Origin of the sequence: Leptospira kobayashii (genome assembly GCF_003114835.2) — a bacterium.
Taxonomy (GTDB): domain Bacteria; phylum Spirochaetota; class Leptospiria; order Leptospirales; family Leptospiraceae; genus Leptospira_A; species Leptospira_A kobayashii.
In genome coordinates this window covers 810,458-826,136 of sequence record NZ_AP025028.1, presented here as the reverse complement: position 1 = coordinate 826,136, position 15,679 = coordinate 810,458, and the positions used below count along the sequence as shown (strand labels likewise).

Below are 15,679 nucleotides of genomic sequence, written 5' to 3'. Positions count from 1 at the left end.
AGCCCATCGCCCGGATCGACCGAGCGTTGTCGTCGAGGGAGAGCCGGAAATGGCGCCCGAATAACAAGAAATAGGTCCCTATTCTACTCTTAAAAGTGAGTGAAGCACTTCTCGCGGTGGCGAGGCCAGGACGGCCGAAGCTCGATCGGAGATTAGATTCATCCCATATTTATCTAATACATCCGAGGTGCCCCAGCCCCCGGTATTCTTCAATGTAAGAATACGACACATATTTTTCTACGACCAAGAAAGGCCACAGGCAGGATAATATTATTATTCCCTAAAAAACTTTATCCAATATCCTTAGATTTTCGGAGTCATCTTTGGATCTTAATTTTCTAATCGTCATTCTACTCATTTTGTTTTTCGCAATTTTCATGGGATATTATCTTCTCGTCGTCATCCATATTCCTGAATTGTTTTTCGTAACTAACTCGTTTAATCAAAAAATCATTTCCGAGTGCAAAACTCTTTTGCAACCTTATCGTCCGACTTTCTGGTGTTTCAATCGGCATCTTATGTTGGTAGTATTGCTATTCCGGGAGTTCCGATCCAAAGAATACAAATACGATCTAATCGAACAAGTTCGAATGAAGGACGGAGGAATTACCGGCCTGGCCTGGTCCGGCATAACAAACATTAAATCTAAGGACCGGACTCCTATCGTTGTTATCTTCCATACGATTGCAGGCGATGAACAGGATGTAAAAAACACAGTTCGGTACATAACATCCGAATTGAACTGGATCGCCGTGGTATGCATCCGGAGAGGACACGGATCATTGCCTCTGACAAAACCTCAGATCAATACGATGGGTTCCACTTCCGATCTGAAAAAACAATTGGATCATATTCATAAAAAGTTTCCGAATGCACCTTTGTTTGGTGTAGGAATTTCCGCGGGCTCGGGACTACTCGCAAGATATCTGGGAGAATCGGGACTAAAAAGCAAATTCAAAGCGGCGGTTGCCATTTCACCTGCATACGATATAGAAAAGGCATTCCACAGAATCCATCCGATGTACAGCAAGATCATGGGACAAAGGCTCATTGATTATTTCTTGAAAAAACATTATGAAAGCCTGTCTCAGTTGAAAGGTTTCCCCGAAGTCATGAATACAAAAACAATGGGCGAATTCCAAGACAGACTTCATCATGTTGCGGGTTATAAATCGAAAGAAGAATACTATCTGAATTCGAATCCGATCAATGTTGCTAAAAACATCAAAACTCCCCTTTTGATTCTAAACTCGGAAGATGATCCCATATGCGTATATATGAATGTGATGGAAAATCTGCATTGGCTTACCACCTTACAACATTCCATACTGGTGAAGACAAAACGGGGAAGCCATGTTGCTTATTTCGAAGGTCTATTTGCAAACTCTTGGTCGGATTCGGTTCTGGGAGAATACTTCCAAGCGGTTCTGAAACAAACGGAAACAGTAAAAACGACGAGAAAGGTTGCGGGAAAAAAGAAAAAGAAGTAACTATCCCGTGAGATGCGACATAGTTCGTTTTGGAATTTTTAAATCCCCCGCCCTGTTTAGGGTTGGGGGGTGTGGCTCGTGGGCTGCCGCTTTCCACCTAACACAAAAACCCCATTTCGTCTAGCTGCTTTGCTGAACCTAAAAAAAAATTTCAAATAAGTTCGCCTTTTTGCCTTTAGAATTTTTTAAACCAGGTCAAAATCATTTGTATTTCACAACGAATAGATCTTGCGTTCCCGAAAGTGACCCATCCAAGCCTCCATCCGTATAACCGGAGGCATACGCATTACCGGAACCGTCCTTAGTGATTCCAAACCCATATGTATTTTTATTCGCGACTCCCAAGAGCCGAGTCCATTGTTTTGTGCCGATATTATTATAGGTCACAATGAATAGATCATTAGCCCCTGTTAAATTCTGACCGTCTAATGTTCCGTTTGTATAACCAGTCGCATATACATTACCTGAGCTATCCGTACTGATCCCTTGCCCGTTAGTAACTTTGCTTGCAACCCCTAATTGACGAGTCCACAATTTAGTGCCGCTACTACTGTATTTCACCAGGAACAGGTCTTGGATTCCAGTCAATGTCTGGCCATCCAAAGCGCCATTCGTATTACCGATTGCATAAACATTTCCGGAACCATCCGAACTGATTCCCCGCCCCTCACTGCTCTTACTCGCAGCTCCCGAAAGACGTGTCCATTGTTTCGTGCCGTTGCCGTCGTATTTTACCACGAACGCATCCTGTGTTCCCGCAAGTGTTTGCCCGTCCAGGGCGCCCGTTGTAAATCCGGTCACATAAAGATTGCCGGAACCGTCGTTTGTAATTCCGGTCGCATTGGTACTTCTGCCTGTAACTCCGAATTGGCGGGTCCATTGTTTGGTGCCGGTACTGTTGTATTTCGTTATGAATAGATCCATTGGCCCTATTTTCGTCTGCCCGTCCAAGGCATCATTTACGGAACCGGTCGCGTATACATTACCGGAGCTATCACTTGTAATCCCGCGCGCATTGACACTGTTACCTGACACACCTAATAGACGAGTCCATTGTTTCGTGCCGTTACCGTCGTACTTCGTTATAAATAGATCCGATGTCCCCGTAATGGTTTGTCCGTCAAGATTACCGTATGTTTCTCCGGTTATATAAAGGTTACCGGAACTATCGCTTGTGATCGCATACGCCATAGTAGTACTGCTTGCGACTCCCAACAAACGGGTCCATTGTTTATTTCCGCTACCGTCGTATTTCACAATAAGGAGATCGTTGAATCCGGCAGTTGTTAGAGTTTGACCGTCTAAACTCCCGTTCGTATAACCGGTAGTATATACATTACCGGAGCTATCGCTTGTGATTCCGGTCGCACTGGTGCTTCCTCCTGCCACTCCCAATTGTCGAATCCAATCTTTAGTACCGCTATTCGTAAGGGTAGATGGGGTGGTCTCCACCGGAGCTGCAGGAGTAATCGGTTGGTTTAAAAAAAAGAACACAAGGTAAAAAAGATTTTTATTTGTTTCCGCTGGCACGCAAAATGTAAACTGGCAGACTAATAATGCGAATATCATGATTTTGTTAATTGATTTCATCTAAATTCCTTTCTTATCACATACTCGATCATAAAACATCCGAGCGGTTCCGTCGTACCGGATCATGATTTGGAAAGAAAATTCGGACAAAATCGAATTGCGGCCACTAACAATACACGGTTTCCTAGTATCAATTCTTCGTACGAATCCCTATGCACGTTTTTTCGGTGAAATTTCAGTTCGCGTTCCTCTTCGCATTTTTTTTCCTTTTCAATTGTAGTACGGAACGTCCGGCAAGAGCACAAGACGGTAGAATTATATTAGAAGATCTCGGTTCGATTTTGAATGTTTCCCGGGAAGTTGAATACAAAGTTGCGCCTACAGAAGCAAATCTCTCGGAAATCCGAAATGATACAGCCGGTTGGGAACGAAATGGCAAGCCGGTATTCGACCAAGGGTTTTCCACAAATGTCTATTGGTTGCGACTCCATATCACGAATCCGACCCATCTTTCGAATTGGTACATTACATTGCGTAACAACCGTTTGGATTTCGTCGATTTTTTTTTGGTAACGAACGGCAATATTCAATCGCTTGCAACCGGAGATTATAGGCCATTGCCTCCGAACTCTAACACATCTTATCCTGCTTTCGAATTCGTACTATCGCCGCAGGAAACGGGGACTCTTTACATTCGGATTCAAGCCGATGTTCATCTGGCTTTCTTTGTCAGATTGTACGCACCGGAAGAATTCGGAGCGGAAAAAAATCTAACCGCAATGATCCATTTGATTTTCATCGGACTCTTTCTTATTTTTTTAATCTTTCAAGTTCGCTTCAATCCGACTCTCAGCGGTTTTATGGAAATTTATCTTAGCCTTGCGGTTTTGTTCATTTTCCTATGGGCTTTTTGTTTTTCAGGAGAAGCCTCCCGACTCCTGTGGCCGGACTCCGTTTGGTGCAAGAATAAAATGCAATTCGTATTCGCCTTACTCTTCGAAATATTCTTTGCACTTTTCCTAACAAATTATCTGCAATTGCGGGATTTTTCTCCTCGCTTGAACTTTGCTTTTCGTATTTTCATCTCTGTAGTAGGCCTTCTCAGCATATCTTTCTTTTTTCCATTACGCAACCATACAGTTGTTCAAGTAGCAAATGCAGTTATGATTGTAAGAAATCTCCTGATGACAGCAGGAGTCATTCAGTGTTTACGTTATAAACGTTTCTGGGTGCTTTATATTCTCGCTTCGTGGTTAGTCATCGCAGTCTCCAACTTTATCAATTTTTTTATGGTAATGAAATTATTACCGTATAATACATTCACATTATATTCCCACTTATTTGCATTCCCTATAGATATATTGGTCATTACGATTTCGCAGATCGTCCGTTATCGTAATTTGAGAAAGGAAAGAGATGATTTGCGGGAAAAAGTAAACGAACTCATGAAACTCCCTGCTTCGTCTGCAAGAGAAAAACGGGTACGTAGCCTGAATGTAACCCGGATCTTGGAAAATCTGGCCGAATACTTTGAACGGGAAAAACCTTATCTGGAAGAAAATTTGAGTCTTACCACCGTTGCACATACGTTAGGTATCAGATCCGACCAACTTTCCGCGATTCTCAATAAAGAGATGAATACTTCCTTTTCCCTATTGGTCAACGAATACCGCGTAAGAGAAGCTTGTAAGTTGATGAAAGAATCCTCCGATATGAATCTGCTTGAAATTGCTTTCGAGTGCGGCTTTGGCTCTCGCACAAATTTCAATCGGGTGTTCAAACAACTTACCGACCTTGCTCCAGTGGACTATAGAAAGGAACAAATCGCAATCAGAGAGGACATATCATAAAACAAAAGAAGAATTGAGCCTCTCAAAAACTATAATCTTAAACAAGATGATCATTAAATTATTCAATCAAAGAGAGCTTGTTAATATAACTTAACATAAATTTTGAGATATGAGCTTGTTTCTCGACGAAAATGTCTCTGTAGCAACCCTTCCATTTTTGAAGAGTTGGTTATCTACCAAAGATTCTCTTTTATTTTTTCTCCTTCCTTGAACCCCAGAAAAATCTCCAACAACAAATAATAAATCCATCACCCCGGATCGACCAGCAAAGCGAGCGTTGTCGTCAAGGGAGAGCCGGAAATGGCGCCCGAATAACAAGAATCAACTTTGAATTAATTTATCCGCCATCTCGAAATCCCCAACCTCTTTGTACATAAACAATAATTGTTTTAAATTATTCTCATGATCGGGAATTCTTAGCCTCAATCTTTCCGCATAATCAATTGCAAATGCCAATTGATTCAAATGAAGATAACAACTGGAAATTAGAAACAAACATTCTTCATTGGAAGGATTGAAATCGCTATAAGGAATCGCATAGAAAAGCGCTCTTTGGTAATCACCCGCTTCAAATTCAGCGACGGCTTTTTCATAAGCTGCATGAGTATGATTCGTTAATTCGTGATTCGATTGATCCGGCCGTCCTTTGAATTCCACTCGAATCAATGACAGGTCGTCAATCAATTGTCCGTTTGTTTTAATGGATTCCAAGATGCTTCGAATATTTCCTTTTTCCTCTTTAACCGTATTGAGAAATAATTCTTCATCTTCGTTTATTTTATCATAACCGTCTTCCGTTCCAAGATACAAATCGTCCCTACCGTCCGATCCTATGATCATAACATCGTTTTTCTGCAATTGGTAAGTGGAGATTTGCATTTTCTTTTTTCTTTTTTTGGTAAGCAACATCCCCAACTTCGCATAGAATAAGTTATGTGGTAGAAAACTTACATTCCCGTCCCGGAGAATGACAGGTCTGGGATGTTCCGCATTCATAAAATAAAGAAATCCCGTTTCTTCGTCAATCAGACAGAGAAAAATCGAAACTAACATGGATCCGTCAAATGTTGTAAACGTATGATGAAGTTCTATAAATGCGTTCTTAAGCCATCTTTCGGGGAATAAATTTCTATTTTCAGCGGTGTCCCTTCCTCTTTTTAAAATCGCTTCGAATACGGAACCAAGTACAAGTGCACCGCCCGCTCCTTGGATGGATTTACCCATCGCATCTCCGTTCAATACAACTGTGTATTTGCGATCTCTTAACTCCAAATTGGCGGCTACACAGAGATCTCCCCCGATTTCGGACTTCCAATCTTTAAATTGGAATTTTTTCTTTTGTTCTATCAAAAAGTCCACGTAAACCGCCTGCGAAGCGGTATGGTTTTGTGCCAAAGGTTCGATGAGAAGTGAAGTTAGGAAATAATCCCCGTCCTGCTGTTCCTTTAACCCACGAACTTCCGTTAAAGCATCATTCAAATCCTGAGTTCTTTCATTTACCTTTTCTTCCAAATTTGCATAAAGAATGGAGTTTTCGATGGAAACGGCAATTTGAGAAGATAGTAATTTCAAAATCTCGATCCGATCCGGTGTAAACGCATCGGTCGTCAAATTGTTTTCCAGATAAACGACTCCAACCAAGTTGCCATGATTGATAATCGGATAACAGAGAATTGATTTCGGTGATTTGGATTTTATATAAAAATCGGTTACAAACATACCTTCGTGAGAAGCATCGTTCAAAATCACAACCGATTTGGTTCGAATCACATAATTGACAATATTCGGAGAAAGTTCCAATTGCGAAACATCCGTCTGATTGGATTGCAACGAATCCAAGGTCTTTGCCTGCAGCACTTCCACTTGACCGGTACTGGATTTGCCTTCCGCTTGAATCAACCAGTTGGACTCATCCTTTAAAATGAAAAATCCCCTTTCCGCTCCCGCATTCTCCAAAAGAATCTTGATCATCTTTTCCAAAAGCCTACCCAATTGGATTTCTCCCGAGATGGTATGAGAGGCTTTGATTACCGTATGCAGGTCAAAATAACTATCGGAAGTGCTTGTTACCTCTTTGGTAGTACTTGTAAGTGTAAAGGTCTCCATCGGATCATTTATACTTCGTTTGGAATATTTTTTAAGAAAGGAATATTTCCCTTCCAGTTCCTTTACCTTGGGATCACAGCCCCATTTGCGATAAAGATGATGTGCTTCCACCAAATGTACGTTAGCATACATTGATTCGCCCTGACTGAGAAGAATGCGGGCGGAAAATTCGTTCGCGATCGCACCCTCCAAAGTATAATCATTTTCCTTTGCAAGCCCGATCGCCTTTTTCCAATAGGAAAGGGCCTTTTTTGCATTCCCTTCTATTTCGGCGACAAGTCCCTCGATAATATAAAATTTGTGCCCGTAGTTATAGGGGGAACTCTTCGCCCATTTTTTAAATCTTTTCTGATTTTTATCAATTTGTTTTCTATATTCTTTTTTCTTAGTTTGATTGCAGCCGGTTTTCAAAAGAGAAGCGGAAATCAACGAGCCGAAAAATACAAGTTCAGGGATAAACATCATTCCGAACATTGCGCCTTCAAACGGCTCGCCTAATAAATAATATTCGTATGCTTTTTCCAAATCCCCGAACAGATAGTCCAGTCTCGCCTTACATACGTAATAATCAAACAATGCATTTGCATTTTTTAAAGTTTGCCATTCCACAGCGATGACAGACTCGGAAAAATACTTACCATCTAACGAAAGTAAATTTTCAGAACTGCCTTTTAAAATGGAAACGATCTGACGATTCAATTGAAAAACCTGATAGGCGTTACTTTGTTTCAAAGAAAACAAGGAGGACTCGAATTTATCAAAACTACTTGCAAGTTCGTCCAGGTTCTGTCTTCGTAATAATGCCTGAAAATGAATATTATTCAAAGAGTAAGCGGCATATTGCAAATCACCGGTTTCCATGCCCGATTGAAAGGATTCTTGAAAGACAGAAACTCCTTCTTTGGCATGAAACTTCCAATGACTGATCATACATCCGAATAGAAATAAAGTTCTGCATTTGAACGCCTTTGCATCCAACTTATCGACTGAGGTTACCGCCAATTTTCCGAATTCATAACCTGCGTCGAAATCGCCCAACCCGAACCCTTGGATCATTCCGAAAGCGGCAAATCCGAATGGACTCAAAGGAGAAAGTCCGTGTTTTAAAGTCAACCGCACCATCTTAAGTACGATTACCGGAAAAAGAGCAGGTTGCGCGAGGAAAGATGCCGCAATGCATGCATTTAACAAGCGCATAATGGCTAGATAATTTCGATCTTCGGATACGGGAAGATTGGCGAGATCGGAAATGGATCGTTTGCCTAGTTTCAATTTAAAAAGTATGATATCCGGAAGAGGAGAGAGTTCGCCCGGACTTTTAGGTAAGTTCAAACCTAAAAGTTTCAAAGCTTGTTTTAGAATTTCAAGTACGTCCAACATTCTATTTTGGCTTACGTACATGGAAGATTTCAATTCGAAAATCTGTATCTTATCCAATGTGTCTTTTGCATTCGCGGATATGATATCGAAGGTTTTTTCCGCCGCGTCGTATTCTTTGGAAAGATACTCTGCTTGGGCACGATTCGTATACAATTTCAAAGTGGAATCGTATCGTGCTTCCCAGGAATTCTCAGGTAAAAATTCCACTGCCACCTGAAAAAAGCCGAGGGCAGCTTCATAAGCGGAAGATGCCAACGACTTGTTTCCCGCCATCACATTTAACTCTTGTAAGTGGATTCTTTCTTCGGCCGTATTGATTTTTGTGATACCTTGGTTCAATTGGTTGACAATCGTAAAGATATGATCTTCCAACCGGTATTCATCAATCATCTTCAGATAGGAATTTCCTATATGATAATGTATCCTTTCCCTTTCTTCTTCGGGAATTATGGAATAAGCGGCTTCCTGGATTTTGTCATGGACAAAGTTAACATCCGTTTCACTCAATAGAAGAAATTCATCGTTGGCAAGTTCGATCAAATCAGCTTTGACCTCTTCCAATGATTTTCCCACAATCGAAGCATAAACTTCCTGTTTGAACCAACTCCCGATACATGCGGCTAGCTTCAAAGTTTCGATTCTTGATTCGGGGAGTTCCTTGATCTTTTCTACGATTAGATCGATCACATTTCCGGAGATATTCACATCTCTGATTTTTTGAATATCCCAAACCCATTGATTGTTTTTATAAACAATCAAGTCCTTATCATAGAGGCTTTTGAATACCTCGTTCACATAAAAAGGATTTCCTTTTGTCTTTGAATGTAAAATTTCAGCAAGCCCCAAAGACTCTTCTTTGTTGCAAAAAAGAGTATCGCAAACAAGCGAATTGATATCTTGGATACTCAAAGGATTCAGATTTATTTTTTGATGATAAAATCCGGTTCCTTTCAAATCATCCAAAAGAATGGAGAATGGATCCGTAGGCAGAACTTCATTATCCCGGTAAGACAACATCAAAAACAGATGTTTCATTTCAGGATCAGACAATATAGCGCGTATTAGGTTAATGCTCGGAGTGTCCGCCCATTGTAAATCGTCCAAAAAGATGGCGATCGGATGTTCTTCTCTTGCACATGCCTTGATGAAATTTTGAAATACGAAATTAAACCTGTTCTGAGATTCCGATGCATCCAAGGAAGCGATCTCAGGTTGATCACCGATCAAAGTTCCCAATTCCGGAATCACTTCTATAATCACCCTTCCGTTAGGGCCTAGAGCTTTGAGAATATGTTCTTTCCAAATGGAAATCGAATCTTGGCTTTCCGCTAAGATCTGTTGGATTAATTTTTGAAAACTTTGAGTGATGGCCCGATAGGGAATGGAACGTTTTAATTGGTCGTACTTCCCGGACGAAAAATAACCTTTGTATTCCGCGATCGGTTTGTTCACTTCATTGATTAAAACCGATTTTCCTATCCCCGATCTTCCCGCAATCAGGATGAGTTCCAGATTGCCCCTTGCCACATTATGAAACGTATCAATGATTCGGGTGACTTCTTTTTCTCTTCCGTAAAGTTTTTTAGGAATTTGAAATTTACCGGAATGGTCTTTGGAAGCGACAACGATTTCCAGTTTTTGAACCGATCTGATTCCTTCATGTCTCAGAACTTTTTCAACTTGTTCCAAATCATAAACAAGCCCGGATACGGTTTGGTATCTGTCTTCCGGGTTTTTTTCCAACAATTTCATTATAATATTAGAAACTACTTTTGGACTTTGATTCTTCTCATAAGGAGAGACGGGGGTTTTTGCAATATGTGCATGAACCATTTCCATGGGATCCGCATACTGGAACGGTAGTTCGCCGGTCATCATCTGATAGAAAGTGATGCCCAAAGAATAAAAATCCGTCCGGTAATCGACAGTGCGATTCATCCTCCCCGTTTGTTCGGGAGAAATATGGGCAAGTGTTCCGTGAAAGGATTGATTCAAAGGAATAAACGAATTTCTTTGAGTCAAAAAAGTAGAGCTACCGAAATCGATAATACATAATTCGCCGGTCTTTTGGTTTATAACTATATTTTGCGCTTTGATATCGTTATGAACGATATTTGCCTTATGAATTCCTTCCAAAACCTTGCTTGCTTTCAAGGCGATATTCAAAAACTCCAGCAGACTATAACTATCGTTATCCTTATATGTGAAGGAAAGTGCCTCTCCTCCCATATCTTCCAAGATGAGAGCGACGGAATTGTTATATTTTTCAAATCCCAGCGGTCTGGGAATTCCGGGGACTTTTAGATTTTGTAAAATATCAAATTCGTGTTTGAAACGGTTTAATTCGTGAGGCTCGGGATAGTCCCGGTTTAAAATTTTGACGATTACAGGTTGGCTCGATCTTTCCCCTCGGTAAACAAGACTTTTTTTCCCCGAATGAATTTCCTTTAGAGCGGTATACCCTGCCAATTTTAGCATCAAAACTCTCCCAGAGCTTATGAAAGGAAATAATCGTAATTAGGCTTACAAAAATCAACTTCTAAAGATGGATTTGATTCAGAATTGACGCAGTGTTTTATCTTGCCGTTTTCCCTCCGTCAACAGGGATCGACGCGCCGGTAACAAAAGAGGAATCTTCGCTGCACAGCCAAGTGGCGACTCTTGCCACTTCGCTCGCTTCCGCCATTCTTCCCAATGCATAGGATTTCATCCTTTCCTTGCGAAGAGCTTCCGGATCGGGAGAATTTTTATAGAACAAATCGTCCATTTCCGTACGAATTCCCCCAGGACAGAGCGCATTGATTCTGATTCCAAAACGACCGTATTCAAAAGCGGCACTTTTGGTAAGTCCGATGATTCCGTGTTTTGTAGCGGAATAAGGGGAAATATTTTCCTTTCCCCGAAGCCCGATGGCGGATGATACGTTCACGATCACACCTGATTGATTCTTAAGCATAGCTTCCAATTCGTATTTCATACAAACGAATGTGCCTTTCAAGTTTACGTTCACTACATTGTCCCAAACATCAATCGGATATTCGGTGATCGGCTTCATCACTCCCGCGAAACCTGCATTATTAATCGCGAAATCGAGCCTTCCGTAACTCCTAACAGCCGTTTGAACAAGATATTCTACCTGTTCGGGAACGGAAATATCACAATTGACGAACTCCGCTTCCGCACCCAAAGAACGAACGAGAGCAAGAGTCTCATTTCCTTCTTTCTCTCTTCTTCCGCAGATTACAAGTTTTGCTTTTTCTCTCGCGAACTGAAGTGCGATTTCTTTTCCCAAACCGGAAGTTGCTCCGGTGACGATGACTACTTTTCCTTCGATCCCTTTCATTCCCATTCCTTATCTATTTTGATTCAAGTGCCGGTCTAAATGATTGAATCGTAAAATCCGTATTTTCCTATTTTAAAATCGATTGGTTTAAAAGATCTCTCTTTCTTCGATCAGTCTTCCGTAACGGGCGATACTTTCTTTCAGGTTTTCGGCATCCAGTTCCGAAATCTCCTCAATCCCGAATCCCGCAAAATACGTGTCTTCATTATGATCATCTTCTTTTACCCATAACAATTTGCATTTGCCATGAACAAAACCCGCGATATCAAAATGCATAAAAAATTCGAGATTGTCCCGATCACTCAGATCTCCGGGATGTTTTCCGGAAGCCTTCACCATAAAACCGTTCTGAGACATGTTTTCTATCGTACAAACGAACTTCTTACCGTTATCACGAATCGAAATATTGTTCTTAAACTTATCTATCAAACGGAACCTAGGATCGATTTCATATACTTCTTCCTGTCCCGATTTTAATCTTTTATAAACCTTCAAAGGAAGAATCGTAGCAGCCATACAGACTTTACTGATCTCTACGTTTTCCTGATAAACGGTGATCTCAAGCGAAGAAGAATTCCATTGTTTTTCCTTATTGTATTTCACATCCTTCAAAATGGTTCTCATCTTGATTGGCATGTTTAATTTCGCGTATTGGAAAAATTCAGCGTTCAAGTATTGGAGCAAAAAAGTTACTCCTTCAAAAGGAACACGACCGTAGATATGATGACACGCGATGCCGAACTGCCTTGCAGCTTCAGTGATCTGCATTCCCGATATATGTTTCAGATTGGGAGGAGCGAAGAACTTATGAGTAGGAGGAGTATAAAGATTGGCAAAGAAAGTATCTTTTTTGGGAACATCGGGTATTCTCTCTAAAATCTCTGAGATCATAGCCTTTTCCACATTTCTGATATGAAACGCTTTTTGTTTGAACATCTGCAGGATTTTTATTTCATCCGCTTCCGTTACTGTGCTTTTTAAGATATATTTCCCTTCTTCTTCGTTCAAGATATAGAGATTGAATAAGAATTTTTTCTGTTCCTCATCAATGTTCGCTTCCCCAAGAATCGTTTCCGCAGTCTCGATACTTATTTTCAAAGGAATGCTTTTCAAACTGTAAACAAGGCCGTTGACCCCGTTCCGTTTTTCATAGTAATTCGATAGAAAAATTCTTTCTTGGATGGTAATCGCGGGAATTACCTTGGATTCGAATATATCTACGGGAATTTCCCTTTGTAGAGCTCTACGAATATTGGATACGAGTGAATCTTCCTGAAAAAACGTTCTTGTGTAAATTTTGCTTAAAGGAATGGTGTTTGGAATTTCAATTTTGTTCGGACTTATCATTTTTATATAGGAGACGAAATATATTCTAAAAACTTAATATATTAATGGTTTTAAACGACCCTCCCTTGTCAATAAATTTCATATTTTACGATAAAAACGATTTAACATTTTATTTATTTTTTTCGTAATCAAACTTTCATATAAACTTTAAAATAAACATTTCCTATTATCGATTTAACAAATTATTTGTATCTATGACCGAATCTATTGCTCATTTTTTAGAATTGGAATCATCCTTCGGTGCTCCCAATTACCTTCCACTGGATATAGTTCTGGAAAAAGGCGAAGGAACATGGGTTTGGGATATACTGGGCAATAAATATCTGGATTGCCTTGCCTCCTACTCCGCTCTGAACCAGGGACACTGCCATCCCAAACTCATAAAGGTCGTAGAAACCCAGGCTAAAACACTGAGTTTAACGTCAAGAGCTTTCCGTAATACCAAATTACCGCTGTTATACGAAACATTACATCGATTTAGTGGAAAAGATATGTTTTTGCTGATGAATTCGGGTGCCGAAGCGGTAGAAACAGCGATTAAAATCGCAAGACGTTGGGGGTATCGCACCAAAGGAATCGAAAAGGATAAGGCGGAAATCATCGTTTGCGAAAATAATTTCCACGGCAGAACGACTACATTGATTTCCTTTTCTTCGGAAGAAGCCTATAAAAAAGATTTTGGCCCCTTTACTCCCGGATTTAAAATCATCCCTTTCGGTGATCCTTCCGCTTTGGAAAAAGCGATTACCAAAAATACAGTAGCTTTTCTTGTTGAACCCATCCAAGCGGAAGCAGGTGTTCTCATTCCACCCGACACTTATTTAAAATCAGTCGAGTCCATTTGCAAAAAAGCAAATATTCTGTTTATCGCAGATGAAATCCAAACGGGACTAGGAAGAACCGGGGAAAGATTCTGTTTTGAAAAGGAATCGGTAAGACCGGATTTGATCACAATCGGGAAAGCCCTCAGCGGAGGGTATTATCCCATCTCAGCTGTCCTAGGAGACAAACATATCCTGGAACTGATGGAACCGGGGAGCCACGGTAGCACATTCGGGGGAAATCCTTTCGGATGTGCTATCGCAAAACAAGCATTAGAGATATTACTCGAAGAAGATTTGATTTCCAAATCGAAAGAATTGGGGATTTATGCTTTGGAAAAGTTCAAAAAGATCAATTCACCTCTGATCAAAGATGTGCGGGGAATGGGGCTTTTGATCGGGATCGAACTGACTGTTTCCGCCCGCTCCATCTGCCTCAAACTTGCCGAAGAAGGAATCCTGTGCAAAGATACCCATGATACTGTGATCCGATTTACTCCTCCGCTTGTTATCACCAAAGAAGAGATTGATTTTGCTGTGGAAGGATTTGAAAAAGTTTTGAAATAAGAATCAAATCTCTATTTGATAAAATTTAGTTCTTCGGTCCAAACAATCGATGTGAGTGACGGAAGAATGCCCGTCCAAAGATCTGAGAGTTTCTATATCCGGAAGACGGGAATGACCGACGATTTGGTGGAATCCCGGCAAAAAAGCACCGTTTTCAGAATCCAAATTTTCCATATAATCGGACCAAAAAATACCGCCGTATCTCTCCCTACCCCCCCGAATGGGCCCGATCGAAGCCAATTCGTTGATAAATCCCTTTTCCCACATAACAGACAATACATTCGCACCGAAATTTTGAATGTTATTTTCCTTTTGAATCCCTTCTATAGTCTTTAGATTGGCTTCATACCAACCGCGATTCACTCCCGCATGGGTCCAAAGAAAATGATCGTATTGATATGCGATCTGAAATAAAGAAACCGAATTTAGAAATATCGACTGTAATGGTTTAGCATAACTATTTCTATACCCGCCCATAAAGAAATTGGGAACTTTCGGATATAAATACATCAGATCGTGATTCCCCAAAAGAAGAACCACCTTATCCAAGTTCGTCAATTTGAACCGAATGATTTCTTCCAGGTTCTGAATGATTTCTTCGTCCGAAAGATCGTAAGAATCAACGTAGTCACCTACAAATACGATTTTTTCAAACTCGGCAGGATTTATATTTTTCCAAACTGATCTGCCGTGAATATCGCCTATGGAAATGATGTTTGTCATGATATTTCGTTTAAGGCAACATAGGTAAATCGGTCACACCGTAATTCAGACCTATTTGATTCAATACGGAAGTTGCTTGGCTTCTATGATGTGTTTGGTGGTTAAACAAATGAGTCACAAGCAACCAAGCGGGTTTGACCAATTCCTTATTATAAGCATAACTGAAATAAGCCAAATCTTTCGCAAGCCAATCATTCGTAAGTCCGGAAATCCAAGTATGAATTTCTTCATCCAGCTTTTTTCTTGCTTCCGTCCAATCCGCGATTGATTCGGCAAGAATCACTTTCGGATCTTTTAAGCTGACTTCTTTTTTGTAAAAACGATCCAACCAGACACGATCACTGTATAGAAGATGATTTAAAGTGCCTTGCAAAGATTTGAAAAAAACACCATGATCTTTTTTCCATTCAGCTTCTTCCATAGAAGAAAGAATGGAATACAAATTCCGATTTTGCCAGATATTGTATCCGGATAAAGTAAGGCAGTATTCTCGGGTAATCATAAATATAATATGTAGTTTGC

At 40.5% G+C, this 15,679-nt stretch carries 9 protein-coding genes; 3 read left to right on the top strand and 6 right to left on the bottom strand.

Features of this window, described 5'->3' with window-relative positions; all coding sequences use genetic code 11:
* The first annotated feature begins 323 nt into the window (after nucleotides 1–323).
* Nucleotides 324–1,490 (top strand): YheT family hydrolase, encoded by a 1,167-nt coding sequence (locus DI077_RS03715; RefSeq protein WP_423241758.1) that lies wholly within the window; start codon nucleotides 324–326, stop codon nucleotides 1,488–1,490.
* A 201-nt stretch (nucleotides 1,491–1,691) separates the two neighbouring features.
* Here DI077_RS03715 and DI077_RS03710 read toward each other — a convergent pair whose 3' ends face one another.
* A complete protein-coding gene (locus DI077_RS03710) occupies nucleotides 1,692–3,080 on the bottom strand; it encodes an SBBP repeat-containing protein (protein WP_109020758.1) in 1,389 nt (462 codons plus the stop codon).
* 152 nt (nucleotides 3,081–3,232) lie between these two features.
* Here DI077_RS03710 and DI077_RS03705 point away from each other — a divergent pair, with 152 nt between their 5' ends.
* A complete protein-coding gene (locus DI077_RS03705) occupies nucleotides 3,233–4,870 on the top strand; it encodes a 7TM-DISM domain-containing protein (protein WP_109020759.1) in 1,638 nt (545 codons plus the stop codon).
* Between the two features lie 321 nt (nucleotides 4,871–5,191).
* Here DI077_RS03705 and DI077_RS03700 read toward each other — a convergent pair whose 3' ends face one another.
* The 3 genes from DI077_RS03700 to DI077_RS03690 all read right to left on the bottom strand — a co-directional run bounded on the left by DI077_RS03700 (nucleotide 5,192) and on the right by DI077_RS03690 (nucleotide 13,046).
* On the bottom strand, nucleotides 5,192–10,834 hold the full coding sequence (locus DI077_RS03700) for an AAA family ATPase (RefSeq protein ID WP_109020760.1): 5,643 nt from the start codon (nucleotides 10,832–10,834) through the stop codon (nucleotides 5,192–5,194).
* Nucleotides 10,835–10,931: 97 nt separating this feature from the next.
* Nucleotides 10,932–11,699 carry an SDR family NAD(P)-dependent oxidoreductase gene (locus DI077_RS03695; protein ID WP_109020761.1) on the bottom strand — a complete coding sequence of 256 codons (768 nt, stop codon included), beginning with the start codon at nucleotides 11,697–11,699 and terminating at the stop codon, nucleotides 10,932–10,934.
* A gap of 87 nt (nucleotides 11,700–11,786) precedes the next feature.
* Complete coding sequence (locus DI077_RS03690; RefSeq protein WP_109020762.1) at nucleotides 11,787–13,046, bottom strand: AfsA-related hotdog domain-containing protein; 1,260 nt, start codon at nucleotides 13,044–13,046, stop codon at nucleotides 11,787–11,789.
* A gap of 194 nt (nucleotides 13,047–13,240) precedes the next feature.
* Between DI077_RS03690 and rocD the strand changes: the two genes are divergently transcribed.
* Nucleotides 13,241–14,434: an ornithine--oxo-acid transaminase gene (gene rocD / locus DI077_RS03685; protein ID WP_109020763.1), complete on the top strand. Its 1,194-nt coding sequence runs from the start codon at nucleotides 13,241–13,243 to the stop codon at nucleotides 14,432–14,434.
* A 3-nt stretch (nucleotides 14,435–14,437) separates the two neighbouring features.
* On the opposite strand, the gene DI077_RS03680 is transcribed toward rocD, so the two are convergent.
* Together DI077_RS03680 and DI077_RS03675 are read right to left on the bottom strand one after the other, a co-directional pair.
* Complete coding sequence (locus DI077_RS03680) at nucleotides 14,438–15,157, bottom strand: metallophosphoesterase (RefSeq protein ID WP_109020764.1); 720 nt, start codon at nucleotides 15,155–15,157, stop codon at nucleotides 14,438–14,440.
* Nucleotides 15,158–15,167: 10 nt separating this feature from the next.
* Nucleotides 15,168–15,659: a DinB family protein gene (locus DI077_RS03675; protein WP_109020765.1), complete on the bottom strand. Its 492-nt coding sequence runs from the start codon at nucleotides 15,657–15,659 to the stop codon at nucleotides 15,168–15,170.
* Between the last annotated feature and the right edge of the window lie 20 nt (nucleotides 15,660–15,679).

Coding starts and splice junctions, on each gene's coding strand:
- DI077_RS03710 (WP_109020758.1), bottom strand. CDS start 3,080: ATGAAATCAATTAACAAAATCATGATATTCGCATTATTAGTCTGCCAG.
- DI077_RS03705 (WP_109020759.1), top strand. CDS start 3,233: ATGCACGTTTTTTCGGTGAAATTTCAGTTCGCGTTCCTCTTCGCATTT.
- DI077_RS03700 (WP_109020760.1), bottom strand. CDS start 10,834: ATGCTAAAATTGGCAGGGTATACCGCTCTAAAGGAAATTCATTCGGGG.
- DI077_RS03695 (WP_109020761.1), bottom strand. CDS start 11,699: ATGAAAGGGATCGAAGGAAAAGTAGTCATCGTCACCGGAGCAACTTCC.
- DI077_RS03690 (WP_109020762.1), bottom strand. CDS start 13,046: ATGATAAGTCCGAACAAAATTGAAATTCCAAACACCATTCCTTTAAGC.
- rocD (WP_109020763.1), top strand. CDS start 13,241: ATGACCGAATCTATTGCTCATTTTTTAGAATTGGAATCATCCTTCGGT.
- DI077_RS03680 (WP_109020764.1), bottom strand. CDS start 15,157: ATGACAAACATCATTTCCATAGGCGATATTCACGGCAGATCAGTTTGG.
- DI077_RS03675 (WP_109020765.1), bottom strand. CDS start 15,659: ATGATTACCCGAGAATACTGCCTTACTTTATCCGGATACAATATCTGG.